Source organism: Moraxella sp. RCAD0137 (assembly GCF_002894025.1).
Lineage (GTDB): Bacteria > Pseudomonadota > Gammaproteobacteria > Pseudomonadales > Moraxellaceae > Moraxella > Moraxella porci.
In genome coordinates this window covers 33,394-54,399 of the sequence record NZ_LTCC01000004.1, presented here as the reverse complement: position 1 = coordinate 54,399, position 21,006 = coordinate 33,394, and the positions used below count along the sequence as shown (strand labels likewise).

Here is a 21,006-nt window from a genome sequence, read left to right as displayed (position 1 = left end):
CCCCTATGAATATTGTAGGTTGAAATGATTGCTGACATAGCTTTTGAAGCGTTTCACCACTTGCAAGGCATCCTTGAGCAAATCCCGCTCAAGTGTGGATAGGCGTTCGGTGGCGATTTGGTTGGGCTGCACTTCTTGACCGTGTTTGATGGCATTTAGGCCATTTTTTAGGCGCGTGTGCATCAGATACGCCAACGCTTCAGATACATCTTGGCTGAGCTGTTTTTCGATAATGCCCATCGATGCAAGCTTTGCGATACGCTCAAAGGTATTGGTCTCGGTGAGTTTGGCTTGTAGGCTCAAAGCACGCACGCCATGCACCACTGGGAAAGTGCCCATTTTTTTGATGTCCATTTTGTTCTGTTTTTGACCCAAAAATTGCGCAAAAAATCCTTGCCCGTCTTCGTTAAATTGATTGATGGCACGCGCAAAGCCCATCAGCATCCCAACATCATCGCTGATATGATGCATCAGGCTTGCTTGGACATCATGCAATAAACTGGCATCACCAGCGACCGCTTTGGCATCAATAAAAATCGCCAAATTCATCATATTCTCACCACTGGCACTGCGACACCATGTGATGACCATGTCGCGAAACTCGCTGAAATTTTGGCACCAAGTCGGATTATTGACCATGATTTTGCCTTGGCAAGGTGGATAGCCAAAGCTGGTCAGTACTTGTGAAAACTGCTCTGCATAAGGCATGACGGCGGCAATGTCGATGCCATCTTTGACGATGAGTGCGTTATCTTGGTCGGTCTTGAGCACTTGCTCGCCACGACCTTCAGATCCCATGACGATCAAGCATGAGTTCGCCACGATATCAGCAGGTGCGATGAGTTGCCATGCTTTTTCAAACAATCTGGCATTGAGCACTTGCATCAGCTGCGCTAGTTGTCTGGCCTGCATACCATTGGCAAACAGTGCTGAGATGGTGCTCGTCATCTGTGAAGCAACAGCGGTGAGCTCATCAAGCGTGGTGGCGACTTCAAGTTTTTCGGCGATCAGATGACTGTGGTTGGATAAAAATGCCAAGATATCCACTTGCTCAAGAATACCGATTGGATCATTATTTTTATTGACCACGACACGCTGAATGCGATGGTTCATCATCTTAAGTAGTGCAGTGAACATAAAATCGTCAATATCCACGCTAATCAGATCAAAGCGCGCCAGATGATGCACGGCTTCATGGGCATTGACGATGCCGTCGCTTTGGGTGATGACATCACGAAATAGTGACTCGGTGACCAGACCGATGCGTCCATCATGATGGATAAGTAGGGATTTGGATTTGGCTTTTTGCATCGCCTTGCCAGCATCGAGTAGGCTGATGCTACCACTATATAGCTCATCATAAGGGCGGTAGGCATCTTTGACTTTGGCGGTGAATAGTCCTGCCAACTCATTATCCCGCTTATTACCTGTCTGGGATTGTAGCTTGTCAGCGATATTGGCAAAAAAATACGCACCAAATTCGCTGTTTTTTTCGATCAGTTCTCGAATGATGCTTTTTGGGATGGCGTATAGCAAGCTTTGATCAACAGCGACGAAACTGTGGCGATAAGTCTGCTCAAACAAAGCCCGTGTATCAAAGCTGTCAGACGGATGATATAGAGCAAGTACTTCACCATCGGCATCAACTTCTTGGATCATGCCTTTGATGACGATATAGAGTGTATCAATGCTGTCATTGGCTTGTATGACGGTCGCTTGATCGTCAAAAAATACAATATCGGTGGCTTTTTCGAGTGTCTGACGCTGCAGACTTGTCAGGCTATTATAAGGGGCGGTGCTAAAGTCAAAGCGATTCATGAGCAATCCTTATCATGAAATATTAACACAAACAGTAGGGGAATTTTTACAGTAAATCCTGTTTCATATATTAGCAGATGACAAAAATTTGACAAGTGGTATAGATAAATAAACTTCGCCAAAAAATCAAAAATTAGCTACTAAATTTTTGGCAAATATTTTATAATGAGTGCCAATCATCATCAGTTACGAGTACAAAATGTCTATCAAATCCGATCGCTGGATCCGCAAAATGGCCGAAGAGCATGAGATGATTTCGCCATTTGAGCCAGGTCAAGTGCGTTATAATGAACAAGGCGAAAAATTGGTCAGCTATGGCACATCAAGCTATGGCTACGATGTCCGCTGTGCCAATGAATTTAAGGTCTTTACCAATGTACACTCAGCCATCGTCGATCCTAAGAATTTCGACGAGCGTAGCTTTATTGATATCGTCGGTGATGAGTGCATCATTCCGCCGAACTCATTTGCACTGGCTCGTACGGTCGAATATTTCAAAATTCCCCGTGATGTACTGACCATTTGCCTTGGCAAATCGACTTATGCACGCTGTGGCATCATCGTCAATGTCACGCCACTTGAGCCTGAGTGGGAAGGTCATGTGACGCTTGAATTTAGCAATACCACCAATTTGCCAGCGCGTATCTATGCCGGTGAAGGCGTAGCGCAGATGCTATTTTTCCAATCAGATGCTGATGATGTCTGCGAGACTTCTTACAAGGATCGCGGCGGTAAATACCAAGGGCAGACGGGCGTAACCTTACCTAAAACTTAAGGCCAAAAACCCAACACTGCCAACACCGCACAATCAGACCCTTAAGCATGACTTAGGGGTTTTTTGATTAATTTGAGCGGATAAACTGTGCCATCTATGACAGTTACAAAATAGCACGGAATTTTGGGTGATGGTGATATAAAATAAGCCAGACTTTACAAAACGAGCATAGCAATGAGCGATATCCGTATCGAAAAAACACACAATTTTGATTTTGCCACCGCGCGAGATAGAGCCAAGCAATGGCTTGGTGAGGCTGAGCAGCAGTTTGGATTAAAAGCCACTTATACCGAAGGCGAGTCGATGGATACTGCCAGTATCAGCAAGGCAGGCGTGGATGCCAAAGCAGTGCTTGATGCCCAAAAAATCACCTTTGAAGCATCGCTTGGATTTTTCGCCAAGCCATTAAAAGGGGTGATTCATGATGGGATTAATCAGGGTTTGCAGAAGTATTTTGAAGTATGATTTTGGCTTAGGATAAAGGGTGGAGTTATGACTGTTGAGATGATTATTAGCATTTGTTTGGGGATTGGTCTGGCAGCAAGTACAGGCTTTCGGGTATTTGTGCCGTTATTTGGATTGTCATTGGCATCGTATTTTGGCATCATACCGCTCAATGACACTTGGGCGTGGGTGGGTAGCTTATCCGCCTTGATTATCCTAGGTGTGGCCAGTGTGGTTGAGTCCATCAGCTATCTGGTGCCTGTGGTGGATAACCTACTTGACACCATCGCTGTGCCATTGGCAGGCGTGGCTGGGACGCTGGTGATGGCAAGCACCTTGACAGACATGAGTCCTGCGATGACTTGGGCGCTGGCCATCGTCGCAGGTGGTGGGGCAGCGGCAACCATCAAGACCACATCAGCGGCGACACGGGCGGTATCGACAGTGACCACCGCAGGCGCGGCCAATCCTGCCATCGGCATGGCAGAAACGGGCGCGGCGATCGGGCTGTCGGCAGTGTCGATTCTGTTTCCTGTGGTTGGGATGTTCATTGCTGTCATCGGCATCGTGGTATTGATTTGGCTTGCGGTGCGTCTAAAGCGTCAATTTGCCAAATGATCTTAAACATCCTTGAATGATAAAGCAATCAAAAGCTCGGTATATGCCGAGCTTTGGTGTATGGATAATCACGATTTTATTGATGTGCTTGCCATGCAGTCAGGTGCTGATCGGCCACCGATTCCAAATGCGCATACATCGCCACAAAATCAGATTCATCCCCATAATAAGGATCGGCAACGGCTTTACCAGTTGGATCAAATAGCTGCAAGCGTGCCACCGTGCGACCATCTGCAAGCTGTTCGGCTTGGGTGCGTAGTTTGCTTAAATTTGCCAAATTACTCTCATCCATCGCAAAGATGAGTTCAAATTCATAAAAGTCCGCCACGCTGATCTGTCTGGCTCTTAAGCTTGATAAATCATAGCCTAGAGACCGACCAACTTTGATACTGCGAGTGTCAGGCGGATTGCCTGTGTGGTAATTGGCGGTGCCTGCTGAGTCTAGGCGTATGGGTAGGCGAGCATTGGAAATTTTGGTCGCCATCACCGCTTCAGCAGCAGGCGATCGACAGATATTGCCAAGACAAACAAATAAAATACTGCTAGGATAAGTCATAAATCTTCTCAATCATCAATGTGAAATCTTGTACTTGTCATGCATCTGATGTATCTGGTGATGATGATCCCATCACCAACTCATCCACCAAAGCCGATAGCACGACTGTGGCAAATGCCCCCTTAGGCAGTTCAAAATTCAGCACCAACGACGCATCATCTACCCAGTACCAAGTAAGTAGCCGCACCAATAGGCGTAAGGGGCGATAGCTCATTTTGGCATCAATCTTCAGTAGTCCTTGGCAAAATACCGTAAATTCATCCCGACCAAGCACGCCATCATACAGTGCGGCCGCATCAGCGGTATGCTTGGGTGTACCTGTGCCAAACAGTGGGGCGGTGGGGTGAATATCACAAGTTCTCAGGCGAGTGCGGATGTCATCATCGATATCAGCGACAAAAATCGAGCCTGTGCCATCCAGATTAAATACATCACCGTCGATCGCCGTCTGCCAGCTGCCATCTGCCACACGAGCATCCAGCATGGCATTGAACAGTGCACTGCGAGCGGTCGAGATCAGTAGGCTGTCACGATGAGCGGTTTTTTTATTTGGGCGGTAGGGTTTGGGCGTGGCTAGGATTTTTTCAAAAAAAATTTGAGCCTTTTGGATATTACCCTGATCATTGCCAAACCGCTGTTCGCCAAAATAGTTTGGCACGCCACTGGTTTTGATTTGAGTTAGCCTATCATCGATGGCGGCTTTATCGCCTGTGATGGCGTGTAGGGTGATGGTGAAGTGATTGGATTTGTGCGTACCACGACCTAGCTTGCGACTGTGCCACACTTGCTCGCTGATGTGGACGGACTCGCCATCGTGCAGATGCGGCTTGATAAAGTCGGTAAATGGCACACTCGGCACCACCTTGGTCGGCAGGCGAATACTGAACCACTGATGGGTGATGGCGTGGCGGTCTTTTAGCCCTGAATAGCCGACATCTGCTGTAGGCACGCCTGCCCAGTCAGCCAGTAGTCGTACGACATAGGCGGTGTTTAGATTGATTTTGGTGATGTATAACCACAGATGTTCGCCATCGTGGGTGTGCTCGATGGCAAGCTGTTCGGTGACGATAAAGTCGGCAGGCGTGGCTTTATAAATAGCGTGGCGGATAGGGCAGATCATGGTATCGCTCAGTAAAATATCTTCGCCACCATTGTATCACACAAACATCTTCTTCGGCAGATAGCCAATCACCATCTCATCAGGGGTAGCCGTACTATCTGCGGTGATATGCAGACGGTAGCGGTCTTTGAACACTTGGGGTAGCACATCACTGACATTGTGAATCTCATCAATATCCACGCCATACTTATCATCGATATGCGATGTCGCTCGAGTACCTGCGATGTCAAACGCTTGATAAAACTCGCTTTGTTTGGCGATGGCGGTCGCTTGATGGATATCATCAGCCATAATCAATAATTTGTGATGATATTCTTCAAAATGATTGGGCTTGTAGCCACCAAGATTGACAAAATATAACTGTTTGTCGTTGGGCGGGTCATTGGGATGATCGTCTTTATTGATAATCTCGATACGATAGCCATCAACTGCAGTAATTTTGCGATAGGCATCTAGGTGCCAAATATCTTTGATTTCTGGCCAAGCTGATTCAAAATGCGGTATCAGCTCACGCACATCATCGGCGATACCAAAGAAAATATCATGCTGTTCGATCAGCCGACCCTTTGGCGTAGCACCGATTTTTAGCATATATAGATACATGGTTTCCCCTGTTAATAACCTAGTTGGTTTAGTTCGTGATATTCATCACAGCTTTTTTGATAGCCGTTATCACAGGCTTTACTAAGCCATTGTTTGGCGAGTGTTAAATCTTTTTTGATGCCTTGACCATGATGGTACATTTTGGCAAGATTGATTTGGGCAAAAATATTACCTTGTTCAGCAGATTTTAAAAACCAATCTTTTGCTTGTGTGTAATCTTGAGTTATCCCAATGCCGCTGCCGTACATTTCACCAAGATTAAGCTGTGCATCTGCAAGACCTTGTGTAGCAGCTTGTGTGTACCAATACAAAGCCTGCTGATAATCTTGGGGTATAATTTTGCCATCATAATAAAGTTGAGCAAGGTTGAATTGGGATTTTGCAAAGCCTTGTTTGGCGGATTTGGTGTACCACTCCACAGCCTTTTTGCCATCGAGATAACTTGGGTGGGTGGCAAAAATATATCCCAAATTATATTGGGCTTGGGTTTGATTTTGTTCGGCGGCTTGGTTTAGATAATCAATGGCTTTTTGGGTGTCTTTTGGAATGCCATACCCTTGATAATACATCATTCCTAAATTATACTGGGCGTTCGCATTACCTTGATTGGCTGATTTGCTAAGCCATTGGTGGGCTTGTGAATAGTTTTGGGTAATGCCTTGACCGTCAATAGACATCAAGCCTGCGATTAGTTGGGCTTGGTCATCCCCTTGTTCTGCCGCTTGACTAAAATAACCAAATGCTTGGCGATAGCCATCATCAGTACCAAGATCATAATAATACACACCTCTATCAAAGGCGGTATTTGCCATCACCGACATCGATAGCATTAATCCCATCGCCAAACTTGCTAACTTTTTCATCTTTTATGCTCCATAAATAGATTGACTAATTGGTGGATAATATCATATTTGCCAAAAGTGTTTTGCTTGAACAAAAAGGTAGCATTCGCCAATAATACATAGCTCAAGCAACCATTCCACTTGGCAGAGAGTAGGTGAAGCAGTGTATCATCTTTGGGTTTGGGCTTATGTTTGAATGAATAAATGTAAATTTCTACCATTGATTGTGTTTTTATTTTAAATATTTAACAAATATATCCATAACATCATGATATTATAAATTTAAAATTATTTAATTTATCTCATCATACGGCCAAACAAAATCTTTAGGTCTTAAATCGGGATAAAAATAAATCAAATATTGCCCGATATTTTCAACGCCATAAACCGCACCGCAGCGGCTTAATTCTCTATCGCGCAGCTGTTTAACCAGCTCATATTTTTCTTGATTATTTGTGGCGATAGGATAGCTATAGGCAAGCTCGTATTGCTCGTCAATCAGATTTTGATAAAACTGATTTTTATTTTCGCTATCCTCCTGTGCGATACTAAATGCCAAGGCAGCCTGCTTACTCTCATCCAAGGGCAGATTGGATTGCCTGTCGCTCATCGCTTGCATTGCCAGACTTGAAGTGCTCAAGCAAATAGAGATGGCAACATCTGCTTTTTCTTCTTGACTTAAATCCAAAAAAGGATAGATGAGCGTATCTGCCCAAGCAGTCGCCCCAGTACTTATCAGCATGAGTATCGCAACAGCACTGATTTTTAATTCTTGCATTGTGATAAGCCTGATATCAATAACCTTATTGGTTTAGCTTACGATATTCATCACAGCCATATTGATAGCCGTTATCACAGGCTTTACCATACCATTCTTTGGCAAGTGAGTAGCTTTGGCGGACACCCCAGCCATTGTAGTACAAGCCTGCAATATTGGATTGAGCCACGGCATCATTTTGGGCGGCCGCTTTGGCATACCAGTTAAAGGCTTGTTTATAATCTTGACGGACGCCATAGCCGTGATAGTACAGATAGCCTAAATTTACCTGAGCCTCAGCAAGCCCTTGATTGGCGGCTTTGGCGTACCATTCTACCGCTTTTTGATAATCTTGGCGTACGCCGTGACCTTTTTCATACATCAGCCCAAGATTGGTTTGAGCCTCAGCAAGCCCTTGATTGGCGGCTTTGGCGTACCATTCTACCGCTTTTTGATAATCTTGGCGTACACCATAACCTTTTCCGTACATATAGCCTAAATTTGCCTGAGCATCAGCATATCCTTGATTGGCGGCTTTGGCGTACCATTCTACCGCTTTTTGATAATCTTGGCGTACGCCGTGACCTTTTTCATACATCAGCCCAAGATTGGTTTGAGCCTCAGCAAGCCCTTGATTGGCGGCTTTGGTGTACCACTCAACCGCTTGTTGATAATCTCGGCGTACGCCATCGCCTTTTTCGTGCATCAATCCAAGATTGTATTGAGCACCAGCATTCCCTTGTTCAGCAGATTTGGTGTACCATTCGAGTGCTTTATTGTAATCTTGATTTACACCATAGCCCATAATGTACATATAGCCAAGTTTTAGTTGTGCTTCACTATCCCCTTGTTCCGCCGCTTGACTAAAATATGTAAATGCTTGACGATAACCATCATCAGTGCCAAGATTATAAAAATGTAAGCCTTGCTCGTAGGTAGTATTCGCCATCACCGACATTGATAGCAGAAGTCCCATCGCCAAAGTTGCTAACTTTTTCATCTTTTACACTCCATCAAAAGACTGATTAATAATTTATCTAGTATAACAATTTCCCCATCATTTGCCAACGAAGTCAATTTGACAAAAATTACAAAAACTTAGCCATCATCACAGCATAAAACTGCTATAATAAGCCCATTTTATTTGCCAAATTTTGGATAACTTATGAGCGTATCAGCCAATAACAACACCACTCACAAACCGCACAATCCTGATAATTTTATCCGCACGCCACAGGGCGAGTTTGCCCATCGTGATGTCCAAAGCACCAATAAAGCACGCTTGACAGAGCTTTTGAAACAGCGGATTTTATTCCTTGATGGGGCGATGGGGACAGAGATTCAAAATTATAAACTCACCGAAAGCGACTATCGTGGTACTCGTTTTGCTGATATCGCTAACGATGTCAAGGGCAATAATGACCTCTTGGTACTGACACAGCCTGACATCATCAGTGCGATTCATAGAAGCTATCTGGAAGCTGGCTCGGACATCATCGAGACCAACAGCTTTAATGGTACGCAGATCTCGATGGCGGATTATCACATGGAGCATCTGACCTATGAGATCAACCGTGAAGCCGCTCGCCTAGCCCGCCTAGCTTGTGATGAATACAACGCCAAAACGCCTGATAAGCCACGCTTTGTGGCAGGTGTCATCGGTCCGACTTCTCGCACTTGTTCCATCTCACCCGATGTCAATGACCCTGCGTTTCGCAATGTGACCTTTGATGAGCTCGTGGACAACTACACCGAAAGTACGCTGGCACTGATTGACGGTGGGGCGGACATTATTTTGATTGAGACGGTGTTTGACACCCTAAACGCCAAGGCGGCGATTTTTGCGGTGACGGGCGTATTTGAGATGATTGGCTTTGAGCTGCCGATTATGATCAGTGGTACGATTACCGACGCATCAGGGCGGACGCTGTCAGGGCAGACGGCAGAAGCCTTTTATAATTCGGTACGCCATGCCAAGCCCATCTCAATCGGCTTTAACTGTGCTTTGGGGGCGGACGCACTCAAGCCACATATCCAAAGCTTATCTGATGTCTGTGAGACCTTTGTGTCAGCACACCCCAATGCAGGCTTGCCGAACGAATTTGGCGAATATGACGAAACGGCCACCGAGACTGCCACGATGGTGCAGGGCTTTGCCAAAGCAGGGATTGTCAATATCGTCGGCGGCTGCTGTGGCACGACACCTGAGCATATCAGCACGATTGTTGAGATGGTATCACCGCACGCCCCACGAGCCATTCCTGAGTACAAGCCCGCTTGCCGTCTGTCGGGGCTAGAAGCTTTTAACATCACTCGTGATAGCTTATTTGTCAATGTCGGTGAGCGTACCAATGTTACAGGCTCCAAAAAATTCTTGCGACTGATCAAAAACGAAGAATACGCAGAAGCTCTGGATGTCGCCCGAGACCAAGTAGAAGGTGGTGCTCAGGTTGTGGACATCAACATGGATGAAGCGATGCTTGATAGTAAGCAGGCGATGATTCATTTTGTCAATCTGATTGCGTCCGAGCCTGACATCAGCCGAGTGCCACTGATGATTGACTCATCAAAATGGGATATCATTGAAGCAGGTCTCAAATGCACGCAAGGCAAGGCGATTGTCAATTCTATCTCGCTCAAAGAAGGCTATGATGAATTTGTCGCCAAAGCTCGCCTATGTATGCGATACGGGGCGGCGGTGATTGTCATGGCGTTTGATGAAGTCGGTCAAGCGGACACCGAAGCACGCAAGATTGAGATTTGTAAACGCAGTTATGACATTTTGGTCGATGAAGTGGGTTTTCCATCTGAAGACATCATCTTTGACCCAAACATCTTTGCGGTAGCCACAGGTATCGAAGAGCATAACAACTACGGCGTGGACTTTATCCGTGCGACCCGTTGGATTACTGACAATCTACCCAATGCGATGGTGTCGGGCGGTGTGTCCAATGTGTCGTTTAGTTTTCGTGGTAATCCGATTCGTGAAGCGATTCATGCGGTGTTCTTGTACCACGCCATCAATAATGGCATGACGATGGGTATCGTCAATCCTGCGATGCTTGAATTGTATGATGAGATTGAGCCGTCTGCTCGTGACGCCATCGAAGATGTGATTTTAAACCGTAATAACGACAATAACGAAGCGACCGAAAAGCTGCTTGAAGTTGCCGAAAATTACCATTCAGGCGACAAAGCCAAATCAGGCGGTGCTGACCTAGCATGGCGTGAAGACACGGTAGAAAAACGCATTGAATACGCCCTAGTCAAAGGCATCACTACCTATATTGATGAGGACACCGAAGAAGCTCGCCAAAAATACCCACGACCGCTCGATGTCATCGAAGGGCCTTTGATGGACGGCATGAATGTGGTGGGGGATTTGTTTGGTGCAGGTAAGATGTTCTTGCCACAGGTGGTCAAATCCGCTCGTGTGATGAAACAAGCCGTCGCATGGCTAAATCCCTACATCGAAGCCGAAAAAGTCGCTGGCGAGTCCAAGGGTAAAATCCTGATGGCGACCGTCAAAGGTGATGTGCATGACATCGGCAAAAATATCGTCGGTGTGGTCTTGGGCTGTAACGGCTATGAGATCATTGACCTAGGCGTGATGGTGCCGTGTGAGAAGATTTTGCAAGTGGCTTGTGATGAAAATGTAGATATCATCGGATTGTCAGGGCTGATTACCCCGAGCCTTGATGAGATGGTCTATGTCGCCAAACAAATGCAAGAGCAAGGCTTTAAGCTGCCGCTACTCATCGGTGGTGCGACCACGAGTAAAGCACATACGGCGGTCAAGATCGAACCCAATTACCAAAATGACATCGTCGTCTATGTGGCGGATGCCAGCCGTGCTGTCGGTGTGGCGACGACCTTATTATCCAAGGATAAGCGTGGCGAGTTCATTGATGAGATTCGCGCAGAATACAGCGAAGTGCGTGAACGCCTAGCTAATCGTAAGCCAAAAGGGGCGAAGCTTAGCTATGAGCAGTCGATTGCCGAAGGTTTTCAGTATGATTGGGATGGCTATACACCGCCAGTGCCAAATACGCTAGGGCAAGTGGTGCTTGATGATTATCCACTTGAAAACTTGCTGCCGTATATTGACTGGACGCCGTTTTTTATCTCGTGGGGCTTGGTGGGCAAATTCCCAAAAATCTTTGATGATGCAGTTGTCGGTGCTGAAGCCCGTGATTTGTACGCCAATGCACAAGCCATGATTGATAAGCTGATCAAAGAAAAACTCGTCACCGCCAAAGCGGTATTTCGCCTAGCCAAGGCACAACGCAGTGCACCTGACACCGTCGTAGTCTATGATGAAGCAGGTCAAGTGGTTCAGCACTTTGAGCATTTACGCCAACAAAGCGATAAAGTCACCGGCAAGCCAAATTATAGTCTGGCTGACTTTATCTCGCCAAACGGCGATGATTATTTAGGCGGCTTTACCGTGTCTATCTTTGGTGCCGAAGAGCTTGCCAATGAGTATAAGGCAAAAGGCGATGACTATAATGCCATCATGGTGCAGGCAGTGTGCGACCGCTTTGCCGAAAGCTTTGCCGAGCATCTGCATGAGCTCGTTCGCAAAGACTACTGGGGCTATCAAGCGGATGAAAACCTAAGCAACGAAGAGCTGATCAAAGAGCAATATGTTGGCATTCGTCCTGCACCAGGTTATCCTGCTTGCCCTGAGCATACCGAAAAAGGCAAGCTGTTTGACTGGCTAGACACCACCAATGCCATCGGTACTTATCTCACCGAAAGCTATGCCATGTGGCCACCGTCTAGCGTATCGGGTTTTTATTATAGTCACCCTGACAGCACCTATTTTAATGTCGGTAAAATCAGCAGCGACCAATTAGAAGACTATGCACGCCGTAAGGGTTGGGATATCAAAACCGCTGAGAAGTGGCTAAATCCAAATCTCTAAGCTTGTGCTAAATTAGGTTGGACAACAAAACCGCTTTGATGATGTCAAGGCGGTTTTTTTGGGTTTGGTTGCTTGGGATGACTGAAGGGCAATTGAGGCTGGAGTTATTTGGCGATGGCTTTTAGTGTTTGGCTTGCCATCCGTCCCATCTGATTGACATCGACGACGATGCCATCAGCACTTAGCACATCACCGCAGTAAGCGTGTAGAGCGACGATTTGATGAATTGGCGTCGTTGGTGCTTGGGCGAGTATCCCTGCCATCATACCAGAGAGTACATCACCCATGCCGGCAGTTGCCATCGCGGCATTACCGAGCGTACAGATGCGAATCTTGCCATGCATATTGATGGTGAGTGTGTTGGCACCTTTTAGTACCCATTGCCCGCCGTAGCGTGACTGTAGTGATCTGATGGCATGGATACGATCAGCTTCGACTGCATCGGCGCTGATACCTAACAAGCGAGCAGCTTCGGCGTGATGTGGCGTGGCGATGGCATTGGCTGGCAGGCGTATATTTGAACAATATGCCAAGCACCACAGTGCATCTGCATCTATAATGATAGGTATGGTTAGCTGAGCTAATTTTTGTCGGTACACATCACAAACTACAAGTGACCATTTATCACGCCCAAGCCCCATGCCGATACAAATAGCTGTCATATGCTCTGGCCTAGCTTCATACATCTGATCGATGTCATGCACCATCAGATTAGGTTTACGGGCGATGATAGCAGGATGATGATTGGGATGTGTGGAGATGGTGACACGACCTGCGCCGACACTGATGGCGGTCTCAGCACTCATGATGACCGCACCGCCCATCGTGGGGTGACCACCGATGACCATGACCGAGCCGTAGTCACCCTTGTGCTGATGGCTGCGTGAGCCATCACGAGTGGGTAGGGTGGGTAGGGTATTATCGATATGAGCAGTTGTGATTAGTGCATCATCGGCAGGGATGAGTGGTAGGCAGATTAGCTTGCCGACATGGCTTTTGGCACAGCCGGTGAGCAGTCCTACCTTATAGCCCATCAAACACAGTGTCATATCAGCACGCATAGACGCAGGCAGTGGCATCCCTGTGTCAGGATGTAGCCCTGTAGGGATATCGATGGCGATTTTATAGCCTGTGTGTGTATTATAGTCATCGACGATGACAAGCATCTCATCTGTCAGCGGACGATCCAGACCATTGCCAAACACCGCATCGATATGCACATCTGCCACCACAGGCGCATTCGTGATGCTGATACCTGCATCGATGGCAGCTTGGCAGGCGCGCAGAGCATCAGCACTGGCAGGTGGAGCGATTTGATAGATATGCACTGTATGATGGCGTGACAGATAGACGGCGAGCAGATAGCCGTCGCCACCATTATTGCCGCTACCGCACCAGATGCACACTCGTGATGGTGCTAATTGCCCTAGCAAATGATTTGCCATCATCAGTGCCGCTTGCTGCATCAGTCCATAGCTTGAGTTGCCAGCGACGAACCAGCGAGACTCCCAATCTTTGACGGCTTGGGCGGTATATACAGGGATGGGGTAGCTCATCATCTTATCCTTATCAATGACGAATGAATGGCTTATGCGTTCGCTTGGCTCTGCGCCATCAGCTCATCACTTGGCACGCCACTATGAAACCGCAACTGATCATCAGGCGAGTCAATCAATTCACGCTCAACATCACGAAAGAACGCCACCCGCTCATCGATACTCTCATCCGTGATGGAGCGAGCCAGATTCAGATAGTCTTCATAATGTCGTGATTCTGATTTGAGTAGATATTTATAATAACGAGCCAATTTCTCATCATCGATGGCATCAGCGAGTGCCGAGAATCGCTCACAAGAACGCGCTTCAATAAACGCCCCAATAATCAGCACATCCACCATCGCCGCAGGCTCATGCGTCCGTTTGTGTTTGAGTAGCCCTTTGGCGTAGCGACCTGCAGGCAGATAATGCCACTGGATACCACGATCTTTCATCAAGGACAGCACTTGCTCGTAGTGTAGCATCTCTTCACGCACCAGCTGTGCCAGTCGCTCTTGGAGTTCACGGTGAAATTCATAGCGAAAAATCAGATTCATCGCTGTGCCTGCTGCTTTTTTCTCGCAGTTGGCATGGTCTTGGAGTAGTAGGGGTAGATTGTCTTTGGCAAGCTTTAGCCAGCTATCAGAAGTGCGACAGCCTAAGAATTCATAAATATGGCTGATGTCCGTCTGTGCGCGGGCGCGAGTGGTGATGATGGCCAGATCATCGTCATGGCTGCTGTTTGGGTGTGTCATGATAGTCCTTATGGGTGGTGCATCTGCTGCCAAAACCATCAATGACAGCTATGATGCCTGTATGATGCCTTTATTATAGCATATTGCCAGCCATCAAGGTGAGACTGACTTGGCGCGTTTGATCAAACCTACAGCAGTGTAATCAGCCATAAATGCAACAAAATTTAAGCCAAACAACATTTGTCACAGTGTCGTAACATTAATATGCTACACACCCAAATTTCAGCGTACAAATGTTTTAAATGTCAAGATTTGATCTGATTTATCAGACGAATATTTGTAACAAAATTTGAAATACGCACGCAATTTTTGCCAAAAATTAGCCTTATTTTGGCCATAAACTGATCATTTTTATCATAAAAATGAAAAATAATCCAAATAAATAACTTTAAAAAAATGATAAATTTCAAAGATTTATAAAATAATATGCAAATGTTACAAATTTTTTCATGCCAAAGGTATTGCAAAATATTTCAAACTTGGTATTCTATAGTCACAGTATGAAGATTGGCTGCCTGTATTGCTACAGTGTGTAATTTTATGTTACTCTTTGCTGCGATGCTCAGCCATCATGAATTGATACATCAGCACCTCGCCAGTGTATCTCATAAGCAAGCAATCTTGTACCGGGCAACGATGTCCGATTTTTAAAGTGGAGAAACCCATGAAAAAACTAGTTCTAGCTACTGCAGTCGCTGCTCTATCGGTAACAGCCGCTCAAGCTGCACCTACCGTATACGGTAAAGCATTCCTTACTCTTGATCTAAATGATGGTGATACTGACCGCACCACAGTTACTACTACTACTGTAACCAATTATGATGGTACTGTAGCAAGTCGAGTTGTTGGTAATTCTGAAACTACTAGCGTTTCTACTACTGGTCGCAGCAAACTAAATTCTAACGCTTCTCGTATCGGTATCCGTGGTTCAGAAGCACTAACTGCAAATACTGACGTACTATACCAACTTGAATACCGCGTTGATGTTGATGCACGTGACCAACGTAACTTTGAATCTCGTGACACTTACCTAGGTCTAGCTAATAAGCAATATGGTACTCTGCTAGCAGGTCGTCTATCTGCGATCGATGGTCGTGTAGACTATGCTAACGTAACTCAAGGCGGCGTACTTGGCGGTGACAATGTTCTAGCATCATTCGACAAACCACGCGCTAACAACGCATTTGCATATGTTGCACCAACTTATAACGATGTAACTGTATCAGCTATGTATGTAATGGATGAGAACAACTCATCTGACAGCCTAGGCCGTGATGCTTTCGGTGTGGCTGCTCAATATGAGCCAAAAGCACCATACCGCGCAGGTGTTTCTTACATCCAAGCAGGTGACTTTAAAGCTGCTCGTATCTCTGGTGCTTATGACCTAACACCAGCGACCACCATCGGTGCACTATATCAAAATACTGACTTTGGTGGCGATGACAACGAAAATGCATTCACTCTAAGTGCAAACCACAAAGTAGCACAAACGCCATGGACTGCATACGGCCAAGTTGACCTAGTTGACAATGCTAATGGCAATGCTAATGCTGAAAAACAACGTTTTGTATTGGGTGGTAAATATGCATTTAACCGTGCAACCACTGGCCACATCTATGGCGCTTATCTAAACACTGATAAGTTGGAGTACGAAACCACAACTACATCTGCTGACCCACTTCTTGGACAAACCAGAACTGTTACTGTTTCTGGTACTGAAGACTACAGCGGTTTCGGTCTTGGTGCAGGTCTAGAATACAAATTCTAATCCCAGCCGACTCAGTCAAAAAAGCTCATCGTATGATGGGCTTTTTTTGTTGATGGCATCTGTGCGCTATGGATGTATGATAAGTCTGTTTGGCACTTAGGCATCCATCGGCATCACCGTAAGAAACACCCATGCTGCAAAAAATGCAGTGTCTGCACCGCTGCCACCTTATCCGTCAATAGCCCCGTATGGCTCACCGGCAGGATCAAATAATCATCAGCGTCCTGCAATCTGGTCTCGGACAGATACACCGTGCCATCATGCTGACGCGCGTCACCATCGAGCTTATGGCGATGAGTGTGCAGCGTCAAAATTGGCAAACCCAGTCCGATCGGTCGGTTGCCAGCGATGATGCCTAAGCTGACATCATCACGCAGCGGCGGGCAGCTGCCATCCAGCGCCCCCAGAAACGATTGGTTAATAAGCGGTGATAGGTAGCGATGCGCAAACTGTGCCGTCTGACTGCCCTGATGTGGCGTGCCAAGCGTGACACAGCGATGCACTTGCCACATCGGATAATGCACCAAAAAATGCCGTATCACAAGGCCGCCTAGGCTGTGTCCGACCAGATTAATCGGCATGGCAGGATCATGATGGGTTAGCAGATACTCGTGCAGCCCTTGACTGTTCTTGGCGATGGGGTGGCTTAGGCTTTTGTAGCCATAGCAATAGGTTGGCAAGCCATGATTTTCCAGTCTCTTGGCCAGTGGTTTCATATACCACGGATTTAGATGCAGTCCGTGAATTAGGATGGTTAAGGGTGTGTTCATTGCTGCTATGATATTGCTTAGATGAACCGATATCATAACAAATCTATAAAATGACAATCAACCATCGCACAAAAAGCATACAATACATACAATAAAAAAAGACCCAAACCAGCGTTCGGATCTTTTGGGATTTAAAATGATTTAAAATAAAGCTAAGTCATCAACTTGGCGGATTATTTACCACGATAAGTGATGCGACCTTTGCTCAAATCATAAGGGGTCATCTCAACCTTGACCTTATCACCTGTCAAGATGCGGATGTAGTGCTTACGCATTTTGCCCGAGATGTGGGCGATGATTTCGTGTCCGTTATCTAGGCGGACTTTGAATAGGGTGTTTGGCAAAGTGTCGATTACTTCGCCTTCAAATTCGATGATGTCGTCTTTTTTTGCCATAATCTCATCAATATCGTTAAAAAATTTGGGCTATTATACTATTTTTTGAGCCGAAAACATAGCCTTATTTGACTATTTCGGCAAATTTAGCCAAAGGGGCGTCAGTGGTTCATCAGGCAGTAGCGTCTGGAAGCGCTCTGGATAATAGGCATTGATAAAATACAGCCCATCAGCCGATGCGGTCGGCGGTGCCAAGGTGCGATCTTTGGCGTGTATCAATGGCATCAGCGCATCCACCGCCATCTCACCACGACCGATGGCAAACAGTGCACCCATGATGTTACGCACCATATGATGCAAAAAACCATCGGCTTGGATGTCCAGCACCAGATACGCCCCATGTGTGAATAGCTCGGCATGGCTGACTGTGCGTACAGGCTGATTGGATTGGCAAGCTGCCGCACGAAAACTTGTAAAATCATGCGTACCGACCAAAAGCTTGCTTGCCTGTATCATCTTATCAATATCAAGCGGTGCATATTCATGTGTCACCTGATGGCGCAAGATGGCAGGGCGATAGGGCTGATTGAGCGTGATATAGCGATAGCGACGAGCGATGGCACTAAAGCGAGCATGAAAATCATCAGGCATCGGCACCATCCAGCGCAGAGCGATGTCATCGGGTAGCATGCTATTGACACCGCGCAGCCAGTTATAGACAGGGCGATGGGCGTGCGTGGTGAAATGCGCTACCATATTGCCAGCATGGACACCAGCATCGGTGCGACCTGCAGCGATGAGCTCGATGGGTTCGTTGGCGATCTTGGATAGGGCGTTTTCGATGACGGCTTGGACACCGATGGCATCGATTTGGCGTTGCCAGCCACGATAGTTGGTGCCGATGAACTCGATACCGACGGCATAGACCTGTGCATGGTTTTGGGCGGCTTGGGTGTCTTGTGTCATGGGGCGATCGTCCAATGCTCGGCAGTGAGCTGATTATTTAGGCTAAGCCACAGCGCCTGCCCGTAGATGGCAGCGATGCTAAGGTTGCCGCCTGAGATGACGCCATGCGCATACTGCCATGCGCCAGCTGCGTAGGTACTGCTGACACCGCCAAACGGGCACATCGTCGTGCAGATGATGCGCACGCCACGAGCGATGGCATCATCGATGGCACGGATGATGGCAGGCGACGATGGCAAATTGCCCGAGCCATAGCCGATTAGGATGACTGCTTTGACATCAACATGGAGCGTCTGTAGGCTCTCGACAAGATAATCGGGGTCATTAGGCAGAGCATAGATGGCGTGGATACGGGTTTGGGCTGCTTGCTTGATGATGGTTGGCAGGTGGGATAAATGATGATCCAGCACCGCCTGATCCGTACCATCGATAACCGCTGGGCTGATGGCAGCTGGCACACCGACAAAGGCATCGTGGATTTGGCTGTTGATTTTTTGGGTGTTTTTGGCATCAAGTGTCTGATGATAAAACTGCACAAACACACCCGTCTGTGCCATCGCGACATCCAGTGCACCGCTAAGATTTGCCCATGCATCGCTGTGTGGATTGATCTGATAATCGGCAGAATCAGCGACGAACAGCGGCTGCATACTGCCTGTGATGACTAGGCTAATATCATTAAAGTCTGCCAAAGCATGTGCCAAAAATGCCGCCAAAAAACTGAGTGTATCCGTCCCTGTCAATAGCACAAATCGGCGCACGCCTGTGGTATAAGACGCCAAAATCAGCTGATAAAAATGCACAAACTCCGTCGGTGTCAAGGTGCTAGAATCCTTGACGACATCGTTATCAAGCACGGTGATGGCATACTGCTTCTCTGCCAATCGTTCGGTCAAAATCGGCAAAAACACATCAGCAGGCAAGGGCGATAAGGGCGTACCATGACTGCCAAAAGTACCGCCAGCATAAATCAGATGAATGGGTGTGGTCATAAGAATCATCACTCAAAAAAGCTTAGGCGTATTATAAAGCAAAGCCACCAAAAAAGCACATCAAATCATCGGTAAAGCCATCGTACTCACCATCGCAAGGCGTGTCTTAGGCAAATAAAAAAACCATTTATGCCACGATAGGACATAAATGGTTCTTGCACACGCTAAAATGGCGGTGAAACGCTCAAATTAGGGCTTAGATGCGACCTTGTACGATGGCAAGCATACGGCGTAGCGGCTCAGCAGCACCCCACAGTAGTTGGTCACCAACGGTAAAGGCAGTCAGGTACTCGCCGCCCATGTTCATCTTACGCAGACGACCGACAGCGACATTTAGCGTGCCTGTTACTGCTACAGGGGTTAGACGCTCCATGCTCGCAGGTTTGTCATTTTCGACGACATCCAGCCATGGATTGTCGCTGTCACGCAGAGCAGCTTCGATTTCTTCAAGTGGGATGTCTTGGGTAAGCTTGATGGTCAGTGCTTGGCTGTGGCAACGCATCGCTCCGATACGCACGCAGATACCATCGATATTGATGAGTTCATCGCCTGATTTGCCAAGGATTTTATTGGTTTCGGCTTGACCTTTCCACTCTTCACGAGATTGACCGTTTTCAAGCTGACTGTCGATATAAGGAATCAGACTGCCTGCCAATACTGCGCCGAAGTGCTGTTTTGGGAAGCTGTCGCTACGCTGTGTATCGGCGATGGTCTTATCAATCTCAAGGATGGCAGACGCAGGATCGGCAAGCTTGTCAGCGACCGAATCACGCAGTACGCCCATACCGCTGATTAGCTCACGCATATTGTTTGCGCCAGCGCCTGATGCGGCTTGATAGGTCATCGCTGACACCCATTCTACCCAGCCACGGCGGAACAGTTCGCCGATGGCCATCAGCATTAGGCTGACGGTGCAGTTACCGCCGATGAAGTCTTTTTTGCCATTGGCTAGAGCGGCATCAATCACATCACGATTGACAGGGTCTAGGATGATGATGGCATCATCTTCCATACGCAGTGAGCTTGCCGCATCAATCCAGTAGCCATTCCAGCCGCTGTCACGCAGTTTGCCATGTACGGCTTTGGTGTAGTCACCGCCTTGGCAGGTGATAATGGTATCGCATTTGGCAAGCTCGGTGATGTCGTTGGCATCTTTTAGAGTGCCTGCATCCACGCCAAAATCAGGGGCTTTGCCACCAGCGTTACTCGTTGAGAAGAACACAGGCGTAATGTGTGCAAAATCGCCTTCTTCGACCATACGAGCCATCAGTACAGAACCCACCATACCACGCCAGCCAACCAGACCGACTACCATTTTTTCTGCCATGTTAAAACTACCTTTTGCTTGGTGAAATGACCCAATCAAGACCATCACGATTGGGCGTCATGTGAATGGATAACTATGCCTTGTTATGACCAAAAAAT

Annotated in this window: 19 protein-coding genes; 5 read left to right on the top strand and 14 right to left on the bottom strand. The window is 47.0% G+C overall.

Annotation, left to right across the window (positions count from 1 at the left end; all coding sequences use genetic code 11):
• Nucleotides 1-3: 3 nt before the first annotated feature.
• The gene (locus tag AZ602_RS04670; protein WP_103033922.1) at nt 4-1,818 is read right to left on the bottom strand and encodes a DUF294 nucleotidyltransferase-like domain-containing protein; all 1,815 of its coding nucleotides are present in this window, start codon (nt 1,816-1,818) and stop codon (nt 4-6) included.
• 199 nt (nt 1,819-2,017) lie between these two features.
• Between AZ602_RS04670 and dcd the strand changes: the two genes are divergently transcribed.
• The 3 genes from dcd to AZ602_RS04655 all read left to right on the top strand — a co-directional run bounded on the left by dcd (nt 2,018) and on the right by AZ602_RS04655 (nt 3,655).
• Nucleotides 2,018-2,593, top strand: a complete 576-nt coding sequence (dcd, locus tag AZ602_RS04665) for a dCTP deaminase (RefSeq protein WP_078317553.1) — start codon at nt 2,018-2,020, stop codon at nt 2,591-2,593.
• A 174-nt stretch (nt 2,594-2,767) separates the two neighbouring features.
• Nucleotides 2,768-3,058, top strand: coding sequence for a polyhydroxyalkanoic acid system family protein (locus tag AZ602_RS04660; protein WP_103033921.1), 291 nt, complete (start codon nt 2,768-2,770; stop codon nt 3,056-3,058).
• A 27-nt stretch (nt 3,059-3,085) separates the two neighbouring features.
• The gene (locus tag AZ602_RS04655) at nt 3,086-3,655 is read left to right on the top strand and encodes a DUF4126 domain-containing protein (RefSeq protein WP_103033920.1); all 570 of its coding nucleotides are present in this window, start codon (nt 3,086-3,088) and stop codon (nt 3,653-3,655) included.
• A 76-nt stretch (nt 3,656-3,731) separates the two neighbouring features.
• On the opposite strand, the gene AZ602_RS04650 is transcribed toward AZ602_RS04655, so the two are convergent.
• From AZ602_RS04650 to AZ602_RS04620, 6 genes are all read right to left on the bottom strand, one after another.
• A complete protein-coding gene (locus AZ602_RS04650; RefSeq protein ID WP_103033919.1) occupies nt 3,732-4,211 on the bottom strand; it encodes a low molecular weight protein-tyrosine-phosphatase in 480 nt (159 codons plus the stop codon).
• 37 nt (nt 4,212-4,248) lie between these two features.
• The gene (gene truD, locus AZ602_RS04645; RefSeq protein ID WP_103033918.1) at nt 4,249-5,331 is read right to left on the bottom strand and encodes a tRNA pseudouridine(13) synthase TruD; all 1,083 of its coding nucleotides are present in this window, start codon (nt 5,329-5,331) and stop codon (nt 4,249-4,251) included.
• 36 nt (nt 5,332-5,367) lie between these two features.
• Nucleotides 5,368-5,934, bottom strand: coding sequence for a DUF1543 domain-containing protein (locus tag AZ602_RS04640; RefSeq protein WP_103033917.1), 567 nt, complete (start codon nt 5,932-5,934; stop codon nt 5,368-5,370).
• 11 nt (nt 5,935-5,945) lie between these two features.
• Nucleotides 5,946-6,797, bottom strand: a complete 852-nt coding sequence (locus AZ602_RS04635; protein WP_103033916.1) for a tetratricopeptide repeat protein — start codon at nt 6,795-6,797, stop codon at nt 5,946-5,948.
• A 271-nt stretch (nt 6,798-7,068) separates the two neighbouring features.
• Nucleotides 7,069-7,518 carry a hypothetical protein gene (locus AZ602_RS04625; RefSeq protein WP_227525175.1) on the bottom strand — a complete coding sequence of 150 codons (450 nt, stop codon included), beginning with the start codon at nt 7,516-7,518 and terminating at the stop codon, nt 7,069-7,071.
• Nucleotides 7,519-7,579: 61 nt separating this feature from the next.
• Nucleotides 7,580-8,533, bottom strand: a complete 954-nt coding sequence (locus AZ602_RS04620; protein ID WP_227525174.1) for an SEL1-like repeat protein — start codon at nt 8,531-8,533, stop codon at nt 7,580-7,582.
• A 165-nt stretch (nt 8,534-8,698) separates the two neighbouring features.
• On the opposite strand from AZ602_RS04620, the gene metH reads away from it, so the two are divergent.
• Nucleotides 8,699-12,460, top strand: coding sequence for a methionine synthase (metH, locus tag AZ602_RS04615; protein ID WP_103033913.1), 3,762 nt, complete (start codon nt 8,699-8,701; stop codon nt 12,458-12,460).
• Nucleotides 12,461-12,564: 104 nt separating this feature from the next.
• Here the strand turns inward: metH and AZ602_RS04610 are convergent, their stop codons facing one another.
• Together AZ602_RS04610 and AZ602_RS04605 are read right to left on the bottom strand one after the other, a co-directional pair.
• Nucleotides 12,565-14,016 carry an NAD(P)H-hydrate dehydratase gene (locus AZ602_RS04610; RefSeq protein WP_227525173.1) on the bottom strand — a complete coding sequence of 484 codons (1,452 nt, stop codon included), beginning with the start codon at nt 14,014-14,016 and terminating at the stop codon, nt 12,565-12,567.
• Between the two features lie 32 nt (nt 14,017-14,048).
• Complete coding sequence (locus AZ602_RS04605; protein ID WP_103033911.1) at nt 14,049-14,750, bottom strand: tRNA-(ms[2]io[6]A)-hydroxylase; 702 nt, start codon at nt 14,748-14,750, stop codon at nt 14,049-14,051.
• A 664-nt stretch (nt 14,751-15,414) separates the two neighbouring features.
• On the opposite strand from AZ602_RS04605, the gene AZ602_RS04595 reads away from it, so the two are divergent.
• Entirely contained in the window at nt 15,415-16,518 is a 1,104-nt protein-coding gene (locus AZ602_RS04595) for a porin (protein ID WP_103033909.1), read from the top strand.
• A 113-nt stretch (nt 16,519-16,631) separates the two neighbouring features.
• Here AZ602_RS04595 and AZ602_RS04590 read toward each other — a convergent pair whose 3' ends face one another.
• The 5 genes from AZ602_RS04590 to asd all read right to left on the bottom strand — a co-directional run bounded on the left by AZ602_RS04590 (nt 16,632) and on the right by asd (nt 20,896).
• Entirely contained in the window at nt 16,632-17,288 is a 657-nt protein-coding gene (locus tag AZ602_RS04590; protein ID WP_103033908.1) for a hypothetical protein, read from the bottom strand.
• Between the two features lie 173 nt (nt 17,289-17,461).
• On the bottom strand, nt 17,462-17,683 hold the full coding sequence (gene infA, locus AZ602_RS04585; RefSeq protein ID WP_029102801.1) for a translation initiation factor IF-1: 222 nt from the start codon (nt 17,681-17,683) through the stop codon (nt 17,462-17,464).
• Nucleotides 17,684-17,755: 72 nt separating this feature from the next.
• Nucleotides 17,756-18,589 carry a tRNA pseudouridine(38-40) synthase TruA gene (gene truA, locus AZ602_RS04580; protein ID WP_103033907.1) on the bottom strand — a complete coding sequence of 278 codons (834 nt, stop codon included), beginning with the start codon at nt 18,587-18,589 and terminating at the stop codon, nt 17,756-17,758.
• Nucleotides 18,586-19,581, bottom strand: coding sequence for an asparaginase domain-containing protein (locus tag AZ602_RS04575; protein WP_227525172.1), 996 nt, complete (start codon nt 19,579-19,581; stop codon nt 18,586-18,588). The genes truA and AZ602_RS04575 overlap by 4 nt, the downstream gene beginning before the upstream one ends.
• Nucleotides 19,582-19,777: 196 nt before the next feature.
• Nucleotides 19,778-20,896, bottom strand: a complete 1,119-nt coding sequence (gene asd, locus AZ602_RS04570) for an aspartate-semialdehyde dehydrogenase (RefSeq protein WP_103034017.1) — start codon at nt 20,894-20,896, stop codon at nt 19,778-19,780.
• Between the last annotated feature and the right edge of the window lie 110 nt (nt 20,897-21,006).

Excerpts from the sequence above, each read along its gene's own strand:
- AZ602_RS04595 (WP_103033909.1), top strand. The coding sequence starts at position 15,415 with ATGAAAAAACTAGTTCTAGCTACTGCAGTCGCTGCTCTATCGGTAACA.
- metH (WP_103033913.1), top strand. The coding sequence starts at position 8,699 with ATGAGCGTATCAGCCAATAACAACACCACTCACAAACCGCACAATCCT.
- infA (WP_029102801.1), bottom strand. The coding sequence starts at position 17,683 with ATGGCAAAAAAAGACGACATCATCGAATTTGAAGGCGAAGTAATCGAC.
- AZ602_RS04640 (WP_103033917.1), bottom strand. The coding sequence starts at position 5,934 with ATGTATCTATATATGCTAAAAATCGGTGCTACGCCAAAGGGTCGGCTG.
- AZ602_RS04670 (WP_103033922.1), bottom strand. The coding sequence starts at position 1,818 with ATGAATCGCTTTGACTTTAGCACCGCCCCTTATAATAGCCTGACAAGT.
- AZ602_RS04655 (WP_103033920.1), top strand. The coding sequence starts at position 3,086 with ATGACTGTTGAGATGATTATTAGCATTTGTTTGGGGATTGGTCTGGCA.
- AZ602_RS04635 (WP_103033916.1), bottom strand. The coding sequence starts at position 6,797 with ATGAAAAAGTTAGCAAGTTTGGCGATGGGATTAATGCTATCGATGTCG.
- AZ602_RS04610 (WP_227525173.1), bottom strand. The coding sequence starts at position 14,016 with ATGAGCTACCCCATCCCTGTATATACCGCCCAAGCCGTCAAAGATTGG.
- AZ602_RS04605 (WP_103033911.1), bottom strand. The coding sequence starts at position 14,750 with ATGACACACCCAAACAGCAGCCATGACGATGATCTGGCCATCATCACC.
- truD (WP_103033918.1), bottom strand. The coding sequence starts at position 5,331 with ATGATCTGCCCTATCCGCCACGCTATTTATAAAGCCACGCCTGCCGAC.
- dcd (WP_078317553.1), top strand. The coding sequence starts at position 2,018 with ATGTCTATCAAATCCGATCGCTGGATCCGCAAAATGGCCGAAGAGCAT.
- AZ602_RS04650 (WP_103033919.1), bottom strand. The coding sequence starts at position 4,211 with ATGACTTATCCTAGCAGTATTTTATTTGTTTGTCTTGGCAATATCTGT.
- truA (WP_103033907.1), bottom strand. The coding sequence starts at position 18,589 with ATGACACAAGACACCCAAGCCGCCCAAAACCATGCACAGGTCTATGCC.
- AZ602_RS04660 (WP_103033921.1), top strand. The coding sequence starts at position 2,768 with ATGAGCGATATCCGTATCGAAAAAACACACAATTTTGATTTTGCCACC.
- AZ602_RS04575 (WP_227525172.1), bottom strand. The coding sequence starts at position 19,581 with ATGACCACACCCATTCATCTGATTTATGCTGGCGGTACTTTTGGCAGT.
- asd (WP_103034017.1), bottom strand. The coding sequence starts at position 20,896 with ATGGTAGTCGGTCTGGTTGGCTGGCGTGGTATGGTGGGTTCTGTACTG.
- AZ602_RS04625 (WP_227525175.1), bottom strand. The coding sequence starts at position 7,518 with ATGCTGATAAGTACTGGGGCGACTGCTTGGGCAGATACGCTCATCTAT.
- AZ602_RS04590 (WP_103033908.1), bottom strand. The coding sequence starts at position 17,288 with ATGAACACACCCTTAACCATCCTAATTCACGGACTGCATCTAAATCCG.
- AZ602_RS04620 (WP_227525174.1), bottom strand. The coding sequence starts at position 8,533 with ATGAAAAAGTTAGCAACTTTGGCGATGGGACTTCTGCTATCAATGTCG.